This window comes from Aporhodopirellula rubra, assembly GCF_014192335.1.
Lineage (GTDB): Bacteria > Planctomycetota > Planctomycetia > Pirellulales > Pirellulaceae > Rhodopirellula > Rhodopirellula rubra.
Map to the genome: position 1 here is coordinate 384,529 of NZ_JACHXU010000003.1, position 22,789 is coordinate 407,317.

Below are 22,789 nucleotides of genomic sequence, written 5' to 3' on the forward strand. Positions count from 1 at the left end.
ACAACATTTGCCCCATCGCCCAGCGACGGTACGAAGATGTGCCGATCGACAAGGTGAAAGTAATCAACTCACGGAACCGCGATCAAGAACAATTCGACATGAACGTCGAAAGCATCGAAGGCGTCGGGTTGATGAAACCGATCCGCGTGAACGACAAGTTTCTCGAATCGACCGGCAAGTACGAACTGATCTGCGGCGAGGGCCGTTTGCTGGCCCACAAACAACTCGGCAAGACGCACGTCGCGGCTGAGGTGGTGACCTGCACGCGGAAAGAGCTCTTGAACGGGCAATCCCTAACGCTGAATTTTCATACTGAAATATGGGATCCCCATCGAGCAGCCAACTCGGTTGCGGTTTTGATTTCCCACCAACGCCACCGTTTGCAGTCGAGTTGCGCTCTCTGTAATCTGGATTTTACAGCGTTGTCGGAAACACGAATGGCTTTTGCTAGATCGCTAGTCAGCAAGTCTTGCGACTGACTGCTGTAGTGGAACCATCCGTTAAGCTGGCGTCGATAATCTGCCGCACGCTCAAGGCTCTGTGGCTGAACTGAGCGGCAAGCTCCAACGGTTTTCTCAGCGACTTGCCTTGCGCGATTTCGGTGCTCATCGCAGAGCAAAAGTGAACCCGACGAAATTTCCAATGAATGCACCAGTTGTTGCCCCGTGTTTGGTTGAAATCCGACTTTGGCTCGCTTCTTTTCATTCACCGTCAGGTCGAGTTTTGCCAAACCTGCAACAAGTTTATCGACAGCGTGTTCGCCCCTTGAGCGTTCTTTCGCACCCACTACGATGTCGTCTGCCATACGAGTGAACGAAATTAGTCGTTTCCAGCAATACTCCGCCATCTGATAATCGAGCGCCATAAAAAACAGATTCAGAGCGAGATTGCTAGTTGGGCAACCTTGAGGAATTTGTCCTCGACAGAAAAGCGTTTCCGCAATTATCTTTTGCATCGCTGGAGTCACTCCAAGATGCCCCAACTCACTTGCGAATCGGTCAAACTTGACCGACGGAAAGCAGTTTGTGACATCTATCACCCACACGAAAGGTGCCTTGATGTGCGACTTTGCGGAAGTAACCGAGGACCGGCGTTTCACGCCGCCATGGGCAACGCGGTGAAAAAGCCGATCGAATCCCAGCGACTTGTTCAGCATACGGAAAATCCGCATGTCACTTGGTTTTGGTACGTCTAGCTCACGGAACTTGCCGGATGAACTATCTATCCGAGTCGGCAAAAAGCGTTCGTCTCCCCGCGCAACCCAATCGAGGAAAGTATGTTCGGACAACCTCGATTTTTCACCTAGCTTTCTTGCGTCCAGTTCGCGAAGTCTCTTTACCGGCCTGCTTCCTCTCAATGACATTCGTAAGCCTCTTTTCAAGCTTTTCAAAATCAGCAAAGACGCTTGACAATTCGCCGTGGCTCTCTGTCTCGCCGGAGCTGATGTCAAACAGAAAACTCGGTGGAACTCCCAAGACTTCTCCAAGACGACGTACCACGTCAACTGACGGAGAACGCGAGTCACTTTCTAGTAATGAAACGTAAGACTTATTAACGCCAAGCTTATCGGCCAACTCCACCGCCGTCAGGCGGTTAGCGTCACGGAGCAGTCGTATTGTTGAACCAAGAGACTTCATAAGCTCGATGGTAAGTATCAGTGTTTAGTTGCGGTTATCCTGTTTCCACAACCGTGGCGTCGTCTAAGATTCGATGGATTTCACGAATCCAGCGTTGTGCCAGGCACTCAGCAAGATCAATTTCATCCATTGCCCTCACCGCATCCGACTTTCGAGATTTTTCAAGCAGTCGCTCAATTGTCTCTCCAGTCCGCAATGCGGAACGAAGCCTCCTCTGGTCACCGATCCGGCGACCACGAAGCACGCGAAGGTTGTTCAACGTGCGTCGCGTCCAACAGTCAAGTTCGGCCGAAGCCGCCCCTGACAAACTGGAACTACCAACAGCATCTCTGTTTCGATTCATAAATGAACCTCCAGAACACGAAAAGCACACTCAGGATATCCTTCTTTCAAAGGAACCAGAGTTACAGCGGTACCTCCAAACAACTCAGAGGTACTAAAATCACTGCTTGAATCATTCGTGCAAGGATCAGGTGATCACGGGCATATGATCCAGGTTCGGTTCGACCTAGCCTCGCTTGATCGTCCCGAAAAAGGGCTGTGCGCTTTTCACTGCGTGTAGTTATGTCAAAGATCAATGTTGGAGGCATTTAAACGCATCCACCGCGTGGAGTCAACGCCAGAAAACAAGTTTACAGGTTTTTTCTCGGAGGCTGCCACGGGGAGTTTAGTAAACAGAGTGTTGGACCAAGCAACGAGTCATCGGACGGCTGCGAGCATGGGCCGAACGATCCGGCGAAACGGATCTCGGAACGAGCGACCAGGCTTTGTCATCCGCCGTGTTGCGGTTCTTCGGAAGCCACGACGCCGCATTTGAAGCCGCCGGGATTGAGTCACCGGCACGACGCTGGACGAAGGAACGTGTTGTCGCCGCCATCCAAGACCGTTTCATCTCCGGCGACGCGTCCGATCGAATCGGATTCGGCGACGAGAAACTCGCAAGTGCGGCTTATCGGCATTTCGGTTCTTGGCCCGCGGCCGTCGAGGCGGCCGGGTTGATCGACAAGGTGACGTTCAAACCACAGCTTCGACGATGGAATCAACAACGAGTGATCGCGGAGATTCGAGCTTGGCATGACTCGGGCCATCGGCTTGCCGAAGTCAGCCGTAAATACCAAGCGTTATTTCATGCGGCGCGAACGCACTTTGGCACTTGGAACAAAGCCATCATCGCCGCGGACCTCGAACCGGAACGACGCTTTTACACGAAAGCGGAGATCCTCGACATGATTCGGCAAAGACATGAGGCCGGCGAATCGCTCAGCAGCGGACATCCCGACGTTCGCAACCTCGCGATGCTCACCATTCGGCATTTCGGAACGTGGCGAAAGGGATTGGCCGCGGCCGGTGTGGTTCAATTCGGACGAAAGAAGGTGGCGTCATGATTCGCGAAGCCATCATCCGCAAGATCGTCGAACGCGACGTCGCCGGCGAGAGCCTGCTCGAAGACGAAGTCCGCTCTGACGACGAACTCTTGCACGCCGCCGCGATCGAAGACTTCGGTTCGTGGGAAACGGCACTGGAATACTCCGGCGTCCGTGCCCGCGACGTTGGTCGCAGTCGCGAGCTAACGGCCGAGCGGACTGCACAACAACTCCGTCGTCTGTGTACAACAGGCTATGACCTGGCGGCCAAGGTGAACCGATCCCGCAACCGCCCGCTCTACGACGCCGCGCTCCGCCACCACGGATCGTGGCGAGCCGCCCTGACCGCCGCCGGCATTAACCTGGCCAACGTTTCCCGCCGTCGACCAGAAAACTTCGACCGCGAAACCATGACCCTCTGGCTCTGCGAGCGTCAAGCCGCCGGCCAGTCATTGGTCTACAGCGAAGTCTGTCTCGAAAACCGGGATAAAGCGATGGCCATCCGCCGCACGTTTGGCAGTTGGTCCAAAGCGATGGAGGCGGCAAACATCGCTGGCTAGTTGCTTTGCGCTCGGGCGAATGACCGGCGTTCAGCAGAAGAGCAATCGCTGATGATCGAACTCTTCTTCCTCGAAGGCGGATGTTGTGTCTCCTGCCTTCAGTTGCTCGATGTACGCTTCGATCTCGTCGTCGTATGGGAACCAGTGAAGCATCATGTGTGTGATTCCGTCATCGTTGATGGCGTTGAACCATTCGCATCGCTTCCGCATGTCTTTGAATGTTGTAGTCAGCTTTTTCTCAAACGCAGTCGCTTCGGGATCCGACATCGCTTCAACATGTTCGACGTGAAGTCGAAAAGGGCAGCCTGATTGAAGCTGGTTGCGCCGTCGTTGGATGTTCGTGGATCGTCCGACCTTGACGAAGCGTCGGCCAAAGAATTCGCAGGTGATGAAATAGACTCCAAAGTTTGACACGGTTGGTGCTTTCGATCTTGGTGATGGGCGAACTGGACGCAAGATGATCTATCAAGGTGATTCTACGACGCCCGCAAGCTGACCAAGTGCTGGCCGCCGGTGCTTGCGATTTCTGTCTTTACTTCCAGCCCCGGCGACAGACGCGAAAGCCGATCGACGAGCCACTCGGCAACGGCGTCGGCGTCTTGCCGCGTCGGGCAACGAGCCATCGCCTCGCGGCCACCCTTTCGCTCCAATCGTTCCGCCGCAGCGATGATCGGAGCCGGGTCGACGACGATCAAATGATCGGGCCAAGGAACGACCGGGGCATTCGATCCCTTACCGGTGTTGCAACTCTTGTGAGCCAGACGCTCGGTCGGCAAGTTGCCCTTGTCCTGTTTTTCTTTTTCGCCTTGCCCTTGCTGATCCGAGTGTCCAAGCTCGCTCTGCGGGGATCGTTGGGCGACATGTTTGGATCCACTGGTTCGTCGCACAACCAACATCGCCATCCGTCCGCCTCGCCCACATCCTGAAGTTGACTCATTCGTTTTATGCCTGCCGTGAAAATTGGTTTTGATTGGATTTCTTGCCAAGGTACCGAGTTGGCTGTCGCCAAGTTGATTGTTTCTTGCGATCGACGCGATCCTCGCCATTGCTTTTGTAGTCTTACCAAATTGGCTTGACTATCGCGGTTGCTTTCACCACGATTCAATGGTCTTACGAATCAAACACAAATTGACTTCTTCAACATGGTGCGAACACTTGCGATTGGTGACATTCACGGTTGTTACCGATCGCTCGATGCACTGGCTTCATTTGTGGCGCTCGCACCAGATGATCGCCTCATCACGCTTGGTGACTACGTTGATCGTGGCCCCGATTCCCGTCGGGTGATCGAATGGCTCGTTCGACGCCACGAGAGCGGAGGGCTGGTTCCATTGCGGGGCAACCACGAACTGATGATGCTCGCGGCTCGAAAATCGGACCGGCATCGCGAGGAATGGCTGGCGTGTGGCGGCGAGGCGGTGTTCTCGTCGTATTGCACCGATCGTTTGTCTGACATTCCGGACGAGCATTGGGCGTTCTTGGAAGGTTCGCTTCGGTCTCACTTCGCAACCAAGACGCACTTCTTCGTTCACGCCAACGCGTATGCGGAGATCCCGATTGATGAACAGCCCGATTTCATGCTGTACTGGGAATCGTTCGGCGACCCGGCCCCACACGAATCAGGGCTAACGATGGTCTGCGGTCACTCACCACAACGCGATGGGATTCCATTGTCGGTCGGTCACGCGATCTGCATCGACACATGGGCGCACGGGCGAGGCTGGCTGACTTGTCTCGATGTTGACTCCGGTCTCTGCTGGCAATCCAATGAGTCGGGTGCGACCCGTCGCTTCTGGCTCGACGAGGGGCCATGACGTCGTCGACGTCCTACTTCACGATCAGTCAGGCGATCACAAGTCTGACATTGTTGATTTTTCGCTCTCACTCCAGACTTGATTGCGGTGGCACGTCACATGAAATCTGAAATTAGCACATGGTCGCCTGATTCGATTTGTTTGAAGTTAGACGCAGCGGATTCTCGACCGCTTGCCAAGGCGATGTATGAACGAACGTGTCGGACTGATTTTTCGCAGCCCGGGTTCTGCGTTGTTGATGCCGGATCGGAGATCGACTCGATCTCATTCCGCAGATTGATGCTCGAACTCAAACGAGAGATGGCCGCGATCCACGAAGTGCAGACCGGTAAAACACTCGTGCATCTTTCTGCCGCGCGTTTTGATCAACAAGAAACGACCCGCCCTCATTTGGACGGTGGACCGGACGAATGCTTCTTGATGTTAGGTTACGAGCCATCCGCGGTCGATTCCGATCTTCAGATCACCGACTACACCAAGTGTGCATTCGACCTTGGACTCACGCCCAAGGAACTGCTGGTCAAGCACAATCCGATGTTTCAATCCAGTTTTGAAATCTTGGAACCTTATTCGACGCGAGTGCCTTGCTTTTCAAAGACGAACTATCAAATCATTTGCATCAACAACTCGTCCGCTGGGTACTCATCGTTAGAACCCGCATGGCAAGGAACACTCCACACGGCAACGATCCTGACGCCGGACGAAGACGAACGGCGAGTGATCAACTCGACAATGATTGCTTCGGTGCCAAAGGGAACCCCGGATACCATCGACGCGAGTGTGCTGAACGAGTTCGCGTCCACTTCCGCGGTTCGACGTCGAGGTTACGACAAGCCGCATTTGGATGATGATGACTGAGCGGGTTTCGCGACTCGATTTTTTAGTTCCACGCCCATTCGCCGATTCATCGAAACCCAGGGTATCGACCGCGAACGTCTGATTCAGCCGAGTAACGACTGGGTCATTCATTTCCTCAAATCGGCTCCGTGCTTGACCGACCACGGACTCAGTTCGATAGACGCCAGTAGAACACCGCATCTATCACACCAAGCAGAACCGCAGAAACGAGAACGCCCCAGCCGAAACCCTTAACGAGCGGTTTGGCTCGGGTTGCCAGTACAATGCCGGTCGGCAGGTAGACAAGCTGGAGAAACAAGTTAATTCCCAACACCCAGCGGAGCTCGTCCGGGGCCATTGGATCTTGGATCAATGCCGGCCACACGATGGCTCCGTCGAGGAGACCCCAAAGCCCGACCATCAACCAGAAACCGCGCACCGAATCGCGTGGTCGCATAAATAGTGCCACTGTGGCGCTGCCGAGAGAAACGAGCGCTAACGCAAAGATCGTCGCGATAAGTTGTTGGTGAATGATGGGACTCCGGTGAGCAGGGGCAAAGCATGAATCATTCTCTAACCGCTACAAAACTCCGCAGCACAACAATGCTTACGGCAAGGCACAGCCGCTCGTTTGAGGACCAATACAACTGATCCGTCGAGCCTACGCGGCGAAGGATCACGACCGCCTACGCCACGTGCCGGTACGACAGCAAGTGGCCGCCGAGTTCCGAATCACAGACGACGCTGTCTTTGCTGAACTTGATTGGTACCGTGACCACGTCGTCGCGAATCGGTGGCAGGTGATCTCGGGATGAATGGCCTCGACGCTGGTTGTACCAACTCTGCGTCGTGTGAAGGATGCCGTCGAGGTGCTCGTTGGTCACGATGCAGAACGCGTTGAGCACTTCGTGTTTGATCGTTTGGATCACCCGCTCAACGTGAGCCTGCAAGTTGGGCGACCGGATCGGCGTCAGCTTGATCTCGCAATCCGAAGTCTTGAACACATCGTCAAACGAATCCACGTACTTTCGATCGCGGTCCCGCATCAAGATCTCGCACTTCAAGTCATTGTCGTCAACATGCATTTGAAAGTTGCGTCCCTGCTGCGTCGTCCACTCGCCCGTCGGGTTCTCGGTGCAAGGCGAGATCCAAATCTGCCGCGTGCCAAGATGAATGAAAACCATGAAGTAAACGTCGACCAATCCCTTGAGCGTCCACTTCTTCTTGCAAGCGAAATCGCACTGCCACAACGTGTCGGCGTGGCGTTTGAGGAACTTGTGCCATGTGTCCGGGTGGTCGCCTGGCGTCGGTGCGAAGCCGGCGTCGACGATCACGTTCTTCACCGTTTGACGAGAAACGTGAATGCCCATCCGCCGCAGCTCTTGCAGGATCTTCGTGTAACCGAAGCCGGTTTCCTTTCGGATCCGCAGGATGGTTTCACGAACGTCTTCAAGCACCTTCGGCCGGCCCGCTCCTTTCTTCGTGGATGTCTTCGCTGGCTTTGGCGTGTCGTCCTCCATCTTCCGAACCCAGCGCCGGAACGTCGAGTACGACACGATCGTCATCACGTCTTTGATCTTCCCGCCCAGCTTTTTGCCGTGTTTGACCAGCGTGTTTCTTTCACGATTGTCCAACGTGACGCGACCGGGTAACTTGGACCGAAGGATTTCGTTCTCCGCCTTCAGGTAACGAATCTGCTGAGCCAGTTCCTGCCGCGTCAGCGACGCTAGCAGTGTCAAAAGTGGGTGGACAATGTTCGCCATCGTGCGATCAAAAGCCTTGCAAATCCGGGGACAATCGGAGTGGCAGAGTATTTGTACCCCGCCGAAGCGACGAGCCTACGCAGCGATCCGATTCCCGCAACTTCCGGTGAATTGATCCGGCGAGTTTGCAACCGAATCAGACGCTGCGATACCGGCTGACCGATGCAATCGCCAAAGCCAACGACGCCCCGATCCTGCCAAGACGCAGCAAGATGCAGTCGCTGTTAACCAGCCGAGCTAAGAATTTCACGGGCGAAGAAGTCGCCGCCGGTTAACACATTCAAGTTAACCCGATGCGCGAACCGGACGCGGAGGTCCGCATCGACCGAAGTGGCAACGCGGCAGGACAAGAACCGCTCAAACGCTGTCCAAAAGCCTGCAAATTCAATGCAACAGCCGAGAGCTTTTGCAGAGAACGTCCTGTACGGGGAGATGCTTCGCACCGCCGGTCGACTGGAGGACGCCTACGCTCAGGTCCGAAGGGCCGTGCTAGGTTCGCCTCAGGTGGTCGGAGATGAAACGGGTTGGCGAGTCGATGGACGTGGGGCTTGGCTTCATGCGTTCGTCGGACTGACCGCGACGTGTTACGAAGTGGATGCGACGAGAAGCATCGGGCCGGCGGAAAGACTACTGGGCATCGACTGGGCGGGAATCTTTGGTCACGACGGCTGGGCGGTCTATGACAAGTTCACCGCAGCGACTCATCAACAATGCTTTGCGCACCTGTTTCGGCGATGTGAATCGTTAATCGAAAGCGGGACCGGTGGTGCGTTGGCGTTTCCGCGTGGAGTGAAAGACCTGCTGCTCGCAGGCTTCGAGTATCGCAACCGTTTTCGGTCCGATGAGATGACTGCACACGGGATGAAAGTAATGGCGGGCCGATTGACTATAAAGATGTGGAAATTGGTTCGTCACCCAAAGAAGCATGCTGCCAATGAACGCTTCGCGAAGTTCTTGGAAAATCATCTCGATGAACTATTCACGTTCCTGCATCGTCCCGGTGCCGACGCAACGAACTGGCGTGGCGAGCAGGCGATCCGTCCGGCGGTCGTGAATCGAAAAGTATGGGGCGGCAACCGCACCGGAGCCGGAGCGTCGACCCAGTCACGAATCATGAGCGTGATGCAAACGTGCAAGCAAAGACTGGCCGATCCTTTCGACTTCATCCGTTGTCAATTGATCACGACGAGCCCGCTTGCCCTGCCTCTGCCCATCGCGTCACGGTAAACAAGTACACTTCGATGTAGCCATTGATCGCTTTGATCGGCTCTGGTTTCAACTAGTACGTGCACCGATCAGCCCTGCAGACGTAGGTTCGATTCCATTTCGTCTCGGGTGATTTGCATCGGAGTGGCGGCGAATTTCGGTGACGAGAACGACGAAACAAAAGACGCTGCGAAGCACGACAGTCCGTCTCCTTCATCATGGACTGCATTGACAACTGGACCGAGCCGAAGGTTTGCAGTCTACGTGCCGCAGCGTTTATCTCGCAGACTTCTTCTCGGCTTGGGACTTTTTCGACTGCTTGACGTGTAGCCGGAATGCCTTGCTGATCTTGCTCCATCGCTTCTGCGACCGGCCCATCGCCGTGCCCCAATACGACGCCCGGTTCATGTCCCCACCAGCCAAGCTGGGCATGATCGAGCTCCGCATGACATCCAGCCAAGCCAGTACAGTGACCTCAGCGTACATCTGGCTGAGTCGATCGTCGCCAGCGTCCTCGAGGATGGCGGAGGTGTCCGAATCGATCTTCTTCTGCCAAAGCACCGAGTTTTCGGCGGAGGCAGAGCCGACGATCTGAATTAGGTAGTCTCGTGCGGTCCCGATCATGTCGGTAGCCTCGCTGAGGATCGCGGGCGTGGCTGCGATCCAGGCATCGAGCTGCCGCTGGGCGTCAGCATCACCTTCTTCGGCTAGTCGGCAAGTCTCGTTGAACTCTTGCAAGCACGGGAGCTTGTTGTCGGATTCGGTGGTTGGTGTTGGTGCTGCCGTCGGTTTGCTGTGCATCTCTCGCTCGTGTAGTTGTCGAAGTACTTTCCAATGAGACGACCACTGACATAGCCATTCGAGTATCTCGCGTGCGGCCCTGTCGTTCTCTTGCTCGCGGGAGCATTCTTCGCGGTATGCGAGTTTCTCCGCTGCTGCGAGACGCTCGTTCTCGGCGAAGAGTTGAATCGCCGGGTCAGTGACCTTCCCGATGTAGCGTTTCGTGGCCTTGCCGTTGATCCGTTGCGTGCGAACCGCGTACTGGTTCGTCGTGCCGTGTCGTCTTTCGATTTGCATCTTTTTTGTGTAACACGTCCCAAAAATCGACAAAAACTATGCGGACAGCTTGATCCGGCCCACCTCGGTGTGCGAATCATCGGCAATTTGCACCGTTTGCAGTGCGTCTTCCTCGTGAGGTAGAAACTTGCCCAGTTGGTGTGCAGTTCTTTGACCTAAGGCGTGGCCGAGGCTGACGAAGGTAAGGGACGGGCGAGATAGCAGACCACCAAGTCTCACGGCGATCTCGTTAAGATGATTCCAGTCCTCTCGTTCAAGTTGATACAGCTTTAACGCTAGCTGCAAGCGTTTGATTTCGCGTCCCCGACTGGTCGTCAGGTCACACTCCTCATCGAGATACGGGATTCTCGCCAGCCAGTGCTCGCAGACCGCAGAGCCACCCCAGCAGGAATCACGGCACACGACATTGTGCAGGTTGCTGACGGACTTGTTGCCGCCATCAATTACGTGACAGGCCAGCCAACTCTTGCTATCGAGGCAATCCAAGACGTCAAAGAAGATGTCGCAGTAATCTCGCACGTTATGAGGGGCGACGTCGCTGCGTGCAGCGACTACGTCAAGCGGTAGTCTAGCCAGGATTCTGGCCTCGACCCGTAGCCGTAGCACCGGGTCATGGAAGATTGACTCCGCCGCCGCGACATCGAGCAAACGATCGCCTCGACGCGTCCCATGCGTGCCGTCTGGCAGCCCTCCCAGGTGATCGACGATCTGCCAGAATTCTGAGCCGTACTCCGTATGTGCCGACACATGCCCGCGAGAGACGGCCCGCTGTGCCTTTCGCCATCGCCAATTCGGCCCCGACACGAGACGCCCGTAATGCCTCAGCGTCTCTGCGGATGTCGTCTCGTCACGTTGCGAGTGTAGTGAGGACATGTCGAGTGCCGCGGGAGATCCTGTCATGGTTTTTCGAAGGGTATGGGGCCGAGAAACAGAGCAACGTGTTGGTGATCGGGCTAAATCACCGAGGCTTCTTAAGCACCCTGCGAGGCGTATGCTTCGCAGCTGGTTTGATTGGCCGCAACTTCTCATCACGGTTGTACGTACAAGGGTAGGTCTTGGGGACTGTGAAGAGTTCGTTCTTGCCGCTGTAAACGATCGGGGTTAGGCGGCGAACCATGTTCAGCCTGTCCTTTCCGGTGAGGTGATAATCGTCGATCAAGTCGAGGCGATTCTCTAGGACCTCGGTAGTTGCCTCCCTTTCGAGTTTCGTGGGCCGTGGAAAGATGGCAGCAGCAAACGCCAGTTGACACCCTACGGTGAGGCTGAGTTGAAGCGGTTTGTTGGCCTGAGCATCTTTTATGTATTTGCTCATCGTATTGCGATGCAGGCCTAGGCGTTCGCGGATCCACTTGGCACTCGGTATAGAGTCTGCACCCAGGTGAAACCGTTGCCCTCGCTCCCCGATAAGTCGGAGGTATGCGGCGAGTCGGGTTTCGATCGACGTGCCGTGGTTGCTCAGACGCTGGGAATCCAGTCGAGAGGTATACCACTTGCAGTACTGCGAGTACATCTTCGGATTCGAGATCGATAGATCAAGCGTGCTCAATCCGTCGTTCAACCCTATCAGTAAGCAGAAGTCAGTGTCGATGGGTTCGGAGCTGGGTGGTGAAGGTGCTGTGGCAGACACGATTGTGTTCCTTGTTAGAGTGGTGGTGTTTTGCACCATGCTAGGTGCAATCATCCGGGCTCCAAAAAGGTGCACAGGGGATTGTGCTGATGAGCTACGAGGAAGAACAGGCTGACTCGTCCGCTGCCGTGGGGCCAACCTAGTTGACCCGACGATGATCTATCCCATTCATCAATGTCCTAATCAACGTGCCTCTGCGATTTGAATCCTCTGCAACCCAGCGGTCGGCATCGGCTAATCTTGCCCGCTTCTCCGTCCCGACTTCTCTAGATGAAATGCCAGGGCAAATCCCTGACAAAATTGCGAGAATAGTCATGGAATCGAAATTAATCTGCTTCCTACGGCCCATCTTCAACTTTGAGAGCGTCGTCGGATCACACTCCAGATAGGCTGCGAGTCTTTTGATAGTCGGGTAGCAGTCATGTCCCGGTTGGTATCGATGCCCGCGTTGATCGCATGACACTAAATACTTTCGAATGCGTTCATCAAGAGCCTGGTGAGCGAGCCCCGGCTCGCTCTCGATCTCGTACGTCTTCGAGTCCGTCATGTCGGCGACACCTGATAGGTTGTTGTTATTGTTTTTCAAGTTGTTAGCTGGAAACGAATGAGAGGGCAGAAGCCGTCCTTCGGGAAGATGCTGCCAGAGACGCAATTCCCGAGGGACGCTCCTCGGCACATTAAGCCTGTTTTGCTTGAGTGATGAGCATAAGCTTCTTTTTCAAGTAGTTGATTGCTTGCTCCACTACTGGAGTTTCCGGGGCGACTGCAAAATGGTCTTCATCATCAGTTGCCCCGATATACTTGTCGCCGGCTGGTCCATACAAGATGATCGAAATATCGAGTTTTGGGTGCGTGAGAACCGAAATGCCTGGTGCTTCTAATTCTCGAATGCCATCTCCATGCTCGGTAACACTGCGAAGATCCTGGTGCTGCCGCACCTTCTTCTGTGTCTTCGGTTTTGAGGTCTTTAGTTGCTTGCGAGATACACCTGCAAGCTTGGCCGCATCGTCGAGCGAAAGCTCGCCTGATTCTATTTTACCGCGTACCTCCGGGGTTGCCGACAAAATTTTCTCGGTCAGCGCCAGGTCTGCTCGTGGTACTGATTCGTCCTTGGCTACCTTTTCAAGCACGCGTGTGCTTCGTTTCTTAGGTTTTTGGCTTGTCGCACGTTTTGCGCCAGCCTGCTTCTTTTGGCTTTCACGACCTTTCTCCGCACCGCTGGCTCGACGTTCTGCCGCGTCCTTCCGCTGCTTGGCAAGTCGATCTACTGCCCTCATCAGTTTTTGATTGCTGGTGAGGTGCCGGCGAGCCACATTTGATTGAGCGATCGCCTCGGGGCTATGCTCACTGACCTTCACGTGGCCTGGAGCGATGGAAACGCCGGCCGCGAGGCACGCCATGAGACGAGAACGCCCGTCGAGTAGCTGGTTTTTATGATCGACGTAGATGGGCTCAAGTAGGCCGTTCTCCTTGATCGAGTCGACCAAGTTGTCGAAGTCTTGTTGAGAAATTCTCGGGAGGGCGTTGCACGCTGGATGCACCTTTCCGACCAACGCACCTGCATATTTAATCGCCTCGTGGAGATTCGGACGTTCGTACCGAGGCGAATGCCTGTTCTGGTTCATGTTATTAATTTCAGAAAAAGGGACAGCGGCACGTGTCACCGTGATTCGCTCGAAGTAGTCGAGCAGAATTTTGCCGCCGTCCCTCTATGTAGTGAAACCACGATGACCTACTCATCATGCATCAAAATTTGGCAACACCAAAAACGTAGCAGCACTGACCGAACCGCGACGTTCGGCACGTGCTGCGCCCAGTCGGCAATCGCGCCAGTCCATGGGACACGCACTTGGCTAATTTGGGCTTGCAGCGGTGCATCGAACTGGCTTCTCCCGTTGCCGGTTCGTTAAACACCTTTGACGGGGGCCGTCCCCAAAACCTGCGATGCCCATACGTCCCGCTGAACAGCGTTCATTTGCCTAGGCATGACAGACGCGTCGGGGCTAGAGCTTCGGCACGATCGCATGAAAACCAGCCGTGCCTGTTCGGAGAGGCATGGATCCCACCTTCCTTCAATGGCGATGTTGCTTCGTCAGGGTGTTCCTAGGATGAGCGTGGCTCGGCGATAACCGAGGCGAATCTGGTGGGCACACCGTTTTTAGGAAGTGCAAACGGAGTCGGCGTCATGGTTGCTTGAAACTGGATCGTCGGTGGCATGCAGACCACAACGTTGCCGTCGAGGCTACCGTGCCGGGCAGGACTTGAACGTTAAGGCGATCTGACTCGCAGGTGTTTAATTAGTTCGGTCAACTGGGCACAGTCCAAGTGTTCGCGGATGCATGCGGCGAGCATCGCGGCCGAGGTGGTGGATTTTGTGGTGTTTTCGTCGTCGCCGGAAAAAACGCCGGAAATTTCCGCGTCGGGGAAGTCCTGTCGGGGGAGCTGAATTTCAAAAAGCGAAAACTCTCGCGAACCAGTTAACGCCCGTCGGTCCAGCAAGGCCTGCGGGCGTTACTCGTTTCGGCCCCCTTTTTCGCGGTCATTCGCCACCACGGCGGCCAAATCCCGAGTTCCAACTTTCGCCGAGAGAGTCCGGGCATCTGCGTCCAACCGCCCTGGTTCGCCCCGCACCCCAGAGACAACCCCGAGAACTCTCTGAGTCTCTGTTTGACATCCCGGTGTCTCGGTTTACAGCCATGCTGCGAACCGAGAGCCAGCTAGACCTCTTCACTAGCTCCAGCGGTACAGCGGCTTACTGGTAGGACCGTAGCAAATTCAACCCACTCGTGGGTCACGGCCAAGCGCGGGTATCCGACACCCTCTACTCGACTCCTGAGCTTTTCGGCCAATCTTCGGCGGCAAGCGGCAGGTCGTTGAGTTCGGAGCGGGCATCGCGCCACGTTGGATAGTGCTTCGTCAGCAAGGTGATGAAACGTTCGTTGTGCGTTGGCTCAATGAGGTGGACCATTTCGTGAACAATCACGTATTCGAGCAGGTCTTTGGGTTTCTTGACCAACTCGGTATTCAGACGAATGTGCCCGCTCTCGTGATTGCAGCTTCCCCACTTCGTTTTCATGCGTTGAAGGAAATATTGCTGGACAGTAACCCCCAGCTTAGCCTCCCATTTCTTAATCAGCGGCGGAATGACCTCGTGTAGAAGCGATTTGTGCCACGCGTGCAGAACGGTCTGTCGCTTGGCATCGTCACTTCCAGGTCGCACTGTGAGCGTGATTCGCTTGTGATCGATAGAGACTCGCGGCTTGGAATCTTCATAAACGATCGACATCAGGTGCCGGCGTCCCCAGACGTAGTGGCTTTCGCGTTCCACAAACTGACGCGGCGTTTCGCGGGGCTGTTGCTCCAGCTTGCGCTGCTGTTCGGTTATCCAGCCGAGCTTGGAAATCGCGTAAGCACGCGCGACGTCGAGCCGTGTCGCCGTAGGGGCGACCAAGGTCACGCGTCCGTCCGGCGGATGAACGGAAAGGTGAACGTTCTTGACATCCTTGCGATTTACTACGATTGCGAGATCGCCGATTTGAATAGTTTCGCTCATCAATAACCCGGCTGATTCTTGATAATCTCGAAAATTGCCATGGTGGCTTCGCGATCGCGTTTCATGATTGGAAACAGATTATTGAGCACTTGTTTCTCACGCGTGTCGTCGCCTTTCCAGCCGGATGGAGCCTTCTCAGACATCGCTCGATCAAGTTCCAATGCCAACGCTGCTTTGGCATCGTCGTCATCCGGGCAATGGAAAGTCGTTGCGGGAATTGTGGCAAGATTATTGAACAGGACGATGGCCTCAGGAAAACCGTTCAGGCAAGCCGGATGGCTAGTCGTGTGCTTTTTGCCCAGTTTCTGTACGATTTCTTCGGCTCGCTTCAGAAACTCTTCGTATTCGATTGTCCCTTCTTCTTTCTGTTTGATGAGATCTTCAAGAAGCAGCGACATCTCGCTATAGAACCTGGGATCGGTAAGTTGATCGCGGATAATTGTCTTGCGAACGTTGTTAATGATTCCTTCGGAGATCGCATTCCTGGATAGTTTGCCCTGAGCGTTAAGCTTCTTGGCGATCGCGTCATGAATGCCCGTCTCGATAATCAGTTCCGTCAGCGTCAATGAGCTGAGATTCCCCAAATTGTCTGCGGGGTCTGCTTGAATGTAGGTGTTGATCAAATGCCGCATGTCAGATTCGTACGGCTTGATATCCAATTCTTCGCCGGAGTGTTTCTTGATGGCGGCTCGAATCTCTGTGTACAGTTTCGTCTCGGCTTCCATCGCCGACGCCTCGTCGGGCGTGTAACCAGCCTCGGCTAGACTTGGGGCAATTGCGCCGTAGGCACGAACGTAGGTGACGACGGATTTGTAAAACGAAATCCGCAATGGTTCCGTTTCAATCAGTGCGGTGGGGCTGTTTGCATCCCCACAGAAATATCGCAGGTAGTTCTCCATCTCGCGCGGCGAAGCAACTGGTTCACACAAATAATTGATCGCCTTGCGGGCGGCATCGAGACGGGCCTTGCCCTCCTTTAGCCAATCCTTCAATTCGACATTGGAATCGGCACCGCTATCGTCAACTTCCAGTTCATCGCTGCTGTAGACAGCGATCGTTTCTTGAACATCGCCATACAGTTCTTTGTAGTCCACGATGTATCCAAAATCTTTGTCGTCGCCGTCGAGTCGATTCGTCCGACAGATCGCTTGGAACAGATTGTGGTCGTAAAGCTCGTTGTCCAGATAGATATAGCTGCACGATGGCGCGTCAAAGCCTGTCAGTAGTTTGCTAACGACGATCAGCAATTTCATCGTCGCAGGCTCTTCGATGAACCGTCGTTTCGTTTCATCCTCGTAGGCCTTCGTTGTTTGGCCGTCGTCGAGGACGTGCTCCGTGTAGGTGTCGAATTTGTAACGTTCGTCACTGTTCTTGGCCTCGCGAGAAATCGCGTTGTGATTTGGTTGAAACGACGTGATGATGCCGCAATGTTTGCCGAAGCTGGTGTTCTGGAACAGCCGATAGTAGTGGCAAGCTTCGTAGATTGACGCCGCCACGAGAATCGCGGTGCCGCGGTCATTGCTCAACCGTGGCTTGACACCAAAGTCGTGAATAATGTCGGCGATGATCCGCTGCTTCCGCTCGCCGGCGCTCATCAGTTCTTCCATCGTGGCCCAACGCTTTCGCAGAACGGCACGTTGAAAATTGTTCAGCCCCTTCGTCTTTTGCTCGAACCAATCGTCGATCGCCTTCTTGCTGGTCAAACGCTGCGGAACCTTTCTCGCTTCGTACTTCAAATCCAGGACGACCTTGTCCGCAACGGCCTCGTGGAACTTGTAGGTGTGAATGTTGGTGCCAAAGACGTCACGTGTCATCGGCTTGTCCTTCTTCAACAGCGGAGTGCCTGTGAAGCCGATGAAGATTGCGTTTTCGAGCCAGCGTTTCATCTGTTTGTTCATGTCGCCACCCTGTGTCCGGTGGCACTCGTCCACAAATACATAAAAGCGACCATGGATTGGCGGTCGAGCCGCCTTCAAATCAGGCTCGAACTTGTGCAGCAATGCGCACAACACGCGTGGCGTGGTCGCAGACAACTTCTGCAAGAATTGTTCTCGCGACGTAATTCGCGGTGAAGGAGAATCCTCGCCAACAATTCCCGCGTTCCGCATCACACCTTCAATTTGCTTGTCCAATTCGTCGCGATCGGTGACCACTAGAATTCGAGCATCAGCGTCGTGTTCCAGCAGCCACTTGGCAATGAGCACCATCAGGATGCTCTTGCCACTACCTTGGGTGTGCCAGATCACACCGCCTTCCTGCTTGGCAATTCGTTCCTGAGCCTTCTTAACCGCGTGGTATTGGTGAACGCGAGGAACCTTCTTTTGCCCGCCATCAAACAAAATGAAATTGCGGAGCAAATCCAACAAACGATTCTTCTCGCACATTTCCGCCAGCGGCTCATCCAAATATGCTCCCGCAGTTCCTCCGACGGTGTAGCCAACACGCTTTTCACCGACCGCCTCAGCCAGCGAATCATCGGTACGCCGTTTCCATTCCACGAAGAATTTTTCGGGCGTGCCCGTTGTGCCGTATCGTAAACCTTGCGAGTCATTGCCGGCGAACACAAGCTGGACCGTCGCGAAAAAGCCCTCGTTGAAGATCGTTTCTTGATTGGTGATCAATTGGCGGACGCCCTCTGCCACCTCGACACTGCCACGCTTCAGCTCAATGACGCCGATGGCGATCCCATTCAGGTACAAAACCAAGTCGGGCCGACGCTGATATCCACCGCGCAGCGTCACTTCTTCAGCGATTGCGAAATCGTTTCGAGTGGCACCCTTCTCACTCCAATCAATCAAGTGGACAGTCTCATGGGGTTTCCCGGCGGCCACCTGAACAGGGACACCAAATCGAAGCAACTGATAGGTTCGTAGGTTTGCTTGATAGAGCGAAATCCCAGTGCAGTCAGCAGCCGTTTCCAGTTTTTGAAGTGCTGCTGAAATGTGGGCTGCCGAATAGCCACGGTCATTCAAGTTGGCACGGAGCAGATCGGTCTCGATAGGTCGATTGTTCTCACGAGAATTCCAATCTCCCAAGAACCGGTAACCCAAATAGTTCGGGTTCGATCTATCTGTAAAGAGTGATATGACTCGATTCTGCGTGCGACGTTCGGAGCGTGGTTGGTCGGACATGACTGGTTCAAGCTCCTGCTTCGCCGAGGTCTTTTGCCAATCGGACCAGTGTTTTCTTCAATTTGTCAATCTCGATACTGATGCATTGATAATCGTCGACCGTTACGAGATCGCCATGCTTTTCAAGGCAATCCCTTACGTGAGTCATGCTTGCTAACTTGGACGTCAACGCCCCAATTCGATACTTCTGCTCAAAAACATCGACCTCGATTCGCATTTGCTTTTTACCTTCGCGGTAGATCAAGTCGAAGTAGGGCTCTCGCTCAATACCGTTCACATCGGCGTACTCGCCGATCGTCAGTGGGCCGAGTGATCCTTTGGCCGCCATCGCACGGAGTTCATTATTGAAAAAGCAAAATGAGTGGACCTCTGCATGGGCTGCACTCATCCGCATCTTCTTCAGCAAATAAATGTAGCCATTCTCAAAACGCATCAGGTTTTTGCCATAGCTAAACGCCTGCGGCGTTTTGACGACCGCGGCACGCCAGGCGGGCATTGTCTCGTCGCCTGCCTTGATGATCTCCAAGAGCTGATCTGGAAATGGACGGTGGTCATCTAGTTTTGCCCACAGGTCGCGCAACTTGACACGAGCGATTCGTTCAGGAGGACTGAACGCACGAAGCAAACGTTTCCAACTGCCCTGCACAGTAGTTGCGTTGACCAATAGCGAGCGATTGCGATTGCCGCTTTCCAAAGTGTAGTCACCCACGGTGAGCAACGCTCGCTCCCAAAGGTGGTCTTGCGAAGCGATCAATCCTTCTGCGTCAAACATCGCTTCTGCCTTGAGAAGTGAGCTTTCAAACTCAGCTTGAAGCTTCACATGCGTCGGTGCATCCCAATCGTCGATCGACGAAGCGTTTGCTTGATCGACAACGCCGCTGAAATTTAATGCAAAGTCAATTTGGCCGTCGAAGTAGCCATGCAACTCGGCACGCTCAATGAGCGGACGCCATCCATCGTGACTCAGCAACAATCCAGCCTTCAGGATTTCCTCCTTCAACTGAAGCTTCACATTCATCGGCAACTCATCCGGCACCTCCCAGGACTGGACGTATTCCAAAATTGAACCGGAATGTGGCAGAAGTCTCTGAATCAAGTTCATCCCGATCGGCAGGCGTTCAGCTCGCTCGATATTGACATTAATAATCAGGTTGTAGATTACCCGCATCCATTGCTGAAACTTATCCGCGTCTAGCGCTGGTTCGTGTTCTCGGATGAAGAACGCGTATGCCATGAACAGCAGAATCTCGGAAACGTCCAAGCTTGTGGAGTTCCGTGTCAATCTTTCAAAAATCGCTCGTTCATCAAAATAGTCTTTGTTGGGCAGCACGATGTGCAACCCTTTGTCACCTGAAGACCAGCACTCAAGAAGCGGGATTAGTGTTCGAGTAAAGGTCTCGTCCAGCCAATTGCTATCGTGAAACGTGGCATACGTGGGCTGTGTACGTGTCAGTATCAAGACATCCTTGGTGCAGCTTGCCGCGTCGGGATCGCGAGTGATCAGAGCAACCAAGCGAAACACATTGAAAAAACTCTCGTCAACGATTTCCGCCGACCGACGGTTCCCGGACCAAAACAGATCCAACCAAGCCGTGTCCATTCTTCGAGCCACGAACTCGTTGACGGGAAACTCGTGTCCGCCAATCGCACGGCTTTCGCCTGCGAACTGTTTCGAGAGGTCTTGTTCATACCTCGCCTTGAAAGTCTCGAATGGCGACAACGATTTGCCGCGTGCGTTCATCTTGATGTAGAGATCGTCCGTTAACTCGAAGTTTTCGAGGTCGAGTAGCTGGAACGTGATCGCGGGATGGTCTTCACTAACCAGTCGCTCGAAAAGTTCTTCACTGGCGGCGAAGCGGGTGTGGATGGCGTCCAACATCGATAACACGGATTGAATCGTTGGATCCAATCGCCAACTTCGGAAGTACCAAGACTGGTTTGCGATCCAATGACTCAGTTGCGCTACCTCATCGGGCCGGTCCTCGGGTTGGCACTGAACCAGGGCATCAAAGAACTCATTGCTGCTTTGACGGACGCTATACGAAAAACGCGAATGATCCCCGTCACGGAACAAGTCCTCGAAGTCATCAAATCGGTCATCGCTCCACGCTAAGTACCAATGAAGCAGGTACAGCGTTGTCAGTCGTTGCTGACCATCTAGCGGTGAAAACTGAGACAGTTCATCTTCATTCGCAACGCTACCGTAGATAAAGTCCAGGTTCATCGGTAACGACGGATCACCGGGAGGCTTATTGAGGGCATCTTCGATCGCGGCCAAAAAGTCTTCTCGGACCTGCGCAACCGATGGACGACCTTGTGCGTAGTCCCGCTGAATCATCGGGATACGGATCGAATTGTGTCGTTCGAGCAATTGTTTGTAATTGAACTGGCTGCCAATGTCGCTCACTGGACCACCTCCGGTTTGGGTACAAAGAAGTCCGTTAGCGTTGTTGTCATCGCCTTCAGATACGCATCCCGGTCCGACTCTTTCCAGAACATCGCGTGGTCGACGCGTTGGCTGTAGCACTTCAGAAACACGTTTCGCGTACACAGAGGCACAAAAATGCCAGCGCGGTCCAGCGACAGCAATCTTTGCCGCTTCAATGCGAACACCGCATTCTTGTAGCTGCGGTTCGTCGCTGCGTCCAAAAGCACCAAATTCGCGAGCCCATGATCCGGTTCGGGTTCAGTCTTTTCGTCGAAATGCTTGACAATCGTCTCGTAAAGCTTCGCAAATTCCTCGACCAGCGATTTCGGGTTTGGCTTCGCTAGAAACGCGTCGATCTTTTTGCGAAGGTCTGGCTGCTCGTCCTGCGATTCAAAGTAGCCGCGGACTTCGGTCAGCCATTCGTTTCGTTGAGAGACCGAGTTCAGATCATCCGCCGAGACTGACCGTACATGTTCGATGTCCCATTCACCGCATTTGAAACTGTCAAACTGAAACCGCAAATTTGATTTCTTGCTTTCCAGCAGCGTGGCGACGTTGAACAGCAACAACACCGAACGAATCGTCGCGTTGTCCAGCGGTCGGCCGTATTGCAAGGTTTCTAGCCGTTCGCTCACAATCCCTTGAATTACGGCTCGTGTCATTTTCTCTGGTGGGGAGCCGATGATTGACTTGAACACCAGGTCACGCAATCGCTTCTCGAACTGGTCTTTCGTGCATCCCTGTGAAAGTTTGACGAGACTACCGATCGTCTTTCCTGTGTGAACGAGGAATCCCACGATATGGAATAGCGTCCGGTCGTCATACCATTCCTCCAACATCATGAACATCTGTTTCGCCCGTCTCCATTCCATCTCTGGATCTGCGTCATCCGCGTTCAGCTTTTCGCTGAAGTGGTTGAAGACCGGGTGCTGATCGTGCGTTGCATCCGTCGACATGCCATCGAATACGGCAACCAAATGGAACAGGAATCCGATTCGGTTCTGGGTAGCGCCGGGCTCATTGCTCAAGAAGTACCAAAACGCATCGTTTTGTAACGTCTTCTCGACGATGTCCCATTCGTGCGCGATCCGCAATTGTAAATCGCTGGCGTTCTTGGGCTTTTCTACCGGCCGGCGAAGAAAGAGTGCGCGGATCAGCTCGTCGTCGGTCAGCGGGATTTTGCCGACGTTTAACCGTGTGAACGCGTCGACCGGATTGTCGGAATCGGACAACTGGAACCAAATCACTTTGGTTTGATTTAGAAACGCGTTCTTGATTAGGTCGACTTCGTTCTCTCGTTCATCGAACCATTTCTCAATTGCGTTCATTGCCTTGAACAAATGATAAAAGTCGATGTTGCTGTCAGCATCTTTCTGATTTGGGTCGGCCAAGAATGCGTCCAAACTGGGCCGTGTTTCGTAATCCAGCGTAAACGATGCCATTTGCCTTTTTTGCGAGGCAAATTCGTTGAAGCATCTTAGAATCAACAACAGCGTGGTTAGCCGTTGCTGGCCATCAACGACCTCATACCCTCCACCTTTGGCAATTTTCAAGACGATTGGCTGAAGGCAGTAGAAGTGATCGGGCTGTGGATTTCTTCGCTGAGTGAACTCGCGAATGTCATCCAGTAGTTGAGTGACCTGCACAGGAGACCAGCGATAGCCACGTTGATACGCCGCAATGTGATAGCGCTGCGGGTTGCCCGATTCTTCCAATCGGAGGTCGTTGATCGTTTTCAGAGTGATCAGTTGGTCGCTTGTTTCAGCCATGCTCATTTCTTTCCGCACGATGA

Annotated in this window: 21 protein-coding genes; 6 read left to right on the top strand and 15 right to left on the bottom strand. The window is 54.1% G+C overall.

What is annotated here, in order from left to right; genetic code table 11:
• Positions 1–68: 68 nt before the first annotated feature.
• From FHS27_RS31780 to FHS27_RS06160, 3 genes are read right to left on the bottom strand one after another with little or no spacing between them, the layout of a single operon-like run.
• Positions 69–290, bottom strand: coding sequence for a hypothetical protein (locus FHS27_RS31780; protein WP_184303380.1), 222 nt, complete (start codon positions 288–290; stop codon positions 69–71).
• 17 nt (positions 291–307) lie between these two features.
• Positions 308–1,288 (bottom strand): reverse transcriptase domain-containing protein, encoded by a 981-nt coding sequence (locus FHS27_RS06155; protein ID WP_184303108.1) that lies wholly within the window; start codon positions 1,286–1,288, stop codon positions 308–310.
• Positions 1,289–1,298: 10 nt separating this feature from the next.
• The gene (locus tag FHS27_RS06160; RefSeq protein ID WP_184303110.1) at positions 1,299–1,637 is read right to left on the bottom strand and encodes a helix-turn-helix domain-containing protein; all 339 of its coding nucleotides are present in this window, start codon (positions 1,635–1,637) and stop codon (positions 1,299–1,301) included.
• Positions 1,638–2,416: 779 nt separating this feature from the next.
• Here FHS27_RS06160 and FHS27_RS06165 point away from each other — a divergent pair.
• A complete protein-coding gene (locus FHS27_RS06165) occupies positions 2,417–3,022 on the top strand; it encodes a hypothetical protein (protein WP_221224905.1) in 606 nt (201 codons plus the stop codon).
• The gene (locus FHS27_RS06170; protein ID WP_184303116.1) at positions 3,019–3,561 is read left to right on the top strand and encodes a hypothetical protein; all 543 of its coding nucleotides are present in this window, start codon (positions 3,019–3,021) and stop codon (positions 3,559–3,561) included. The genes FHS27_RS06165 and FHS27_RS06170 overlap by 4 nt, the downstream gene beginning before the upstream one ends.
• A 30-nt stretch (positions 3,562–3,591) precedes the next feature.
• On the opposite strand, the gene FHS27_RS06175 is transcribed toward FHS27_RS06170, so the two are convergent.
• Both FHS27_RS06175 and FHS27_RS06180 read right to left on the bottom strand, forming a co-directional pair.
• Positions 3,592–3,975 carry a GIY-YIG nuclease family protein gene (locus FHS27_RS06175; protein WP_184303119.1) on the bottom strand — a complete coding sequence of 128 codons (384 nt, stop codon included), beginning with the start codon at positions 3,973–3,975 and terminating at the stop codon, positions 3,592–3,594.
• Positions 3,976–4,037: 62 nt separating this feature from the next.
• On the bottom strand, positions 4,038–4,463 hold the full coding sequence (locus FHS27_RS06180) for a hypothetical protein (RefSeq protein WP_246419162.1): 426 nt from the start codon (positions 4,461–4,463) through the stop codon (positions 4,038–4,040).
• Between the two features lie 240 nt (positions 4,464–4,703).
• Here FHS27_RS06180 and FHS27_RS06185 point away from each other — a divergent pair, with 240 nt between their 5' ends.
• A complete protein-coding gene (locus FHS27_RS06185; RefSeq protein WP_221224907.1) occupies positions 4,704–5,375 on the top strand; it encodes a metallophosphoesterase family protein in 672 nt (223 codons plus the stop codon).
• Between the two features lie 99 nt (positions 5,376–5,474).
• Positions 5,475–6,233: a hypothetical protein gene (locus FHS27_RS06190; protein WP_184303122.1), complete on the top strand. Its 759-nt coding sequence runs from the start codon at positions 5,475–5,477 to the stop codon at positions 6,231–6,233.
• A 148-nt stretch (positions 6,234–6,381) separates the two neighbouring features.
• Here FHS27_RS06190 and FHS27_RS06195 read toward each other — a convergent pair whose 3' ends face one another.
• Together FHS27_RS06195 and FHS27_RS06200 are read right to left on the bottom strand one after the other, a co-directional pair.
• Positions 6,382–6,747: a DUF6992 family protein gene (locus FHS27_RS06195; RefSeq protein WP_390852807.1), complete on the bottom strand. Its 366-nt coding sequence runs from the start codon at positions 6,745–6,747 to the stop codon at positions 6,382–6,384.
• Between the two features lie 151 nt (positions 6,748–6,898).
• Positions 6,899–7,975 (bottom strand): integrase core domain-containing protein, encoded by a 1,077-nt coding sequence (locus FHS27_RS06200; protein WP_184303127.1) that lies wholly within the window; start codon positions 7,973–7,975, stop codon positions 6,899–6,901.
• Between the two features lie 125 nt (positions 7,976–8,100).
• On the opposite strand from FHS27_RS06200, the gene FHS27_RS06205 reads away from it, so the two are divergent.
• Positions 8,101–8,250, top strand: a complete 150-nt coding sequence (locus FHS27_RS06205) for a hypothetical protein (RefSeq protein ID WP_184303130.1) — start codon at positions 8,101–8,103, stop codon at positions 8,248–8,250.
• 112 nt (positions 8,251–8,362) lie between these two features.
• A complete protein-coding gene (locus FHS27_RS06210; RefSeq protein ID WP_246419165.1) occupies positions 8,363–9,202 on the top strand; it encodes an IS66 family transposase in 840 nt (279 codons plus the stop codon).
• A gap of 255 nt (positions 9,203–9,457) precedes the next feature.
• Here the strand turns inward: FHS27_RS06210 and FHS27_RS06215 are convergent, their stop codons facing one another.
• From FHS27_RS06215 to FHS27_RS06250, 8 genes are all read right to left on the bottom strand, one after another.
• The gene (locus FHS27_RS06215) at positions 9,458–10,258 is read right to left on the bottom strand and encodes a hypothetical protein (RefSeq protein WP_184303132.1); all 801 of its coding nucleotides are present in this window, start codon (positions 10,256–10,258) and stop codon (positions 9,458–9,460) included.
• Positions 10,259–10,294: 36 nt separating this feature from the next.
• The gene (locus FHS27_RS06220; protein ID WP_184303137.1) at positions 10,295–11,158 is read right to left on the bottom strand and encodes a hypothetical protein; all 864 of its coding nucleotides are present in this window, start codon (positions 11,156–11,158) and stop codon (positions 10,295–10,297) included.
• 58 nt (positions 11,159–11,216) lie between these two features.
• Positions 11,217–11,885 (bottom strand): hypothetical protein, encoded by a 669-nt coding sequence (locus FHS27_RS06225; RefSeq protein ID WP_184303140.1) that lies wholly within the window; start codon positions 11,883–11,885, stop codon positions 11,217–11,219.
• 677 nt (positions 11,886–12,562) lie between these two features.
• The gene (locus tag FHS27_RS06230; RefSeq protein WP_184303143.1) at positions 12,563–13,549 is read right to left on the bottom strand and encodes a ParB/RepB/Spo0J family partition protein; all 987 of its coding nucleotides are present in this window, start codon (positions 13,547–13,549) and stop codon (positions 12,563–12,565) included.
• Positions 13,550–14,706: 1,157 nt separating this feature from the next.
• Entirely contained in the window at positions 14,707–15,438 is a 732-nt protein-coding gene (locus FHS27_RS06235; protein WP_184303146.1) for a M48 family metallopeptidase, read from the bottom strand.
• On the bottom strand, positions 15,438–18,569 hold the full coding sequence (locus tag FHS27_RS06240) for a type I restriction endonuclease subunit R (RefSeq protein WP_184303149.1): 3,132 nt from the start codon (positions 18,567–18,569) through the stop codon (positions 15,438–15,440). Before FHS27_RS06240 ends, FHS27_RS06235 begins: the two co-directional genes overlap by 1 nt.
• Positions 18,570–18,576: 7 nt before the next feature.
• Positions 18,577–20,976 (bottom strand): DUF262 domain-containing protein, encoded by a 2,400-nt coding sequence (locus FHS27_RS06245; RefSeq protein ID WP_184303152.1) that lies wholly within the window; start codon positions 20,974–20,976, stop codon positions 18,577–18,579.
• Positions 20,973–22,766, bottom strand: coding sequence for a DUF262 domain-containing protein (locus FHS27_RS06250; protein WP_184303155.1), 1,794 nt, complete (start codon positions 22,764–22,766; stop codon positions 20,973–20,975). Before FHS27_RS06250 ends, FHS27_RS06245 begins: the two co-directional genes overlap by 4 nt.
• Positions 22,767–22,789: the final 23 nt, after the last annotated feature.

What these genes read in the sequence shown, in the direction of transcription:
- FHS27_RS06200 (WP_184303127.1), bottom strand. Translation starts at nt 7,975, where the DNA reads ATGGCGAACATTGTCCACCCACTTTTGACACTGCTAGCGTCGCTGACG.
- FHS27_RS06220 (WP_184303137.1), bottom strand. Translation starts at nt 11,158, where the DNA reads ATGACAGGATCTCCCGCGGCACTCGACATGTCCTCACTACACTCGCAA.
- FHS27_RS06160 (WP_184303110.1), bottom strand. Translation starts at nt 1,637, where the DNA reads ATGAAGTCTCTTGGTTCAACAATACGACTGCTCCGTGACGCTAACCGC.
- FHS27_RS06190 (WP_184303122.1), top strand. Translation starts at nt 5,475, where the DNA reads ATGAAATCTGAAATTAGCACATGGTCGCCTGATTCGATTTGTTTGAAG.
- FHS27_RS06170 (WP_184303116.1), top strand. Translation starts at nt 3,019, where the DNA reads ATGATTCGCGAAGCCATCATCCGCAAGATCGTCGAACGCGACGTCGCC.
- FHS27_RS06180 (WP_246419162.1), bottom strand. Translation starts at nt 4,463, where the DNA reads ATGGCGATGTTGGTTGTGCGACGAACCAGTGGATCCAAACATGTCGCC.
- FHS27_RS06215 (WP_184303132.1), bottom strand. Translation starts at nt 10,258, where the DNA reads ATGCAAATCGAAAGACGACACGGCACGACGAACCAGTACGCGGTTCGC.
- FHS27_RS06250 (WP_184303155.1), bottom strand. Translation starts at nt 22,766, where the DNA reads ATGGCTGAAACAAGCGACCAACTGATCACTCTGAAAACGATCAACGAC.
- FHS27_RS06185 (WP_221224907.1), top strand. Translation starts at nt 4,704, where the DNA reads ATGGTGCGAACACTTGCGATTGGTGACATTCACGGTTGTTACCGATCG.
- FHS27_RS06235 (WP_184303146.1), bottom strand. Translation starts at nt 15,438, where the DNA reads ATGAGCGAAACTATTCAAATCGGCGATCTCGCAATCGTAGTAAATCGC.
- FHS27_RS06210 (WP_246419165.1), top strand. Translation starts at nt 8,363, where the DNA reads ATGCAACAGCCGAGAGCTTTTGCAGAGAACGTCCTGTACGGGGAGATG.
- FHS27_RS06240 (WP_184303149.1), bottom strand. Translation starts at nt 18,569, where the DNA reads ATGTCCGACCAACCACGCTCCGAACGTCGCACGCAGAATCGAGTCATA.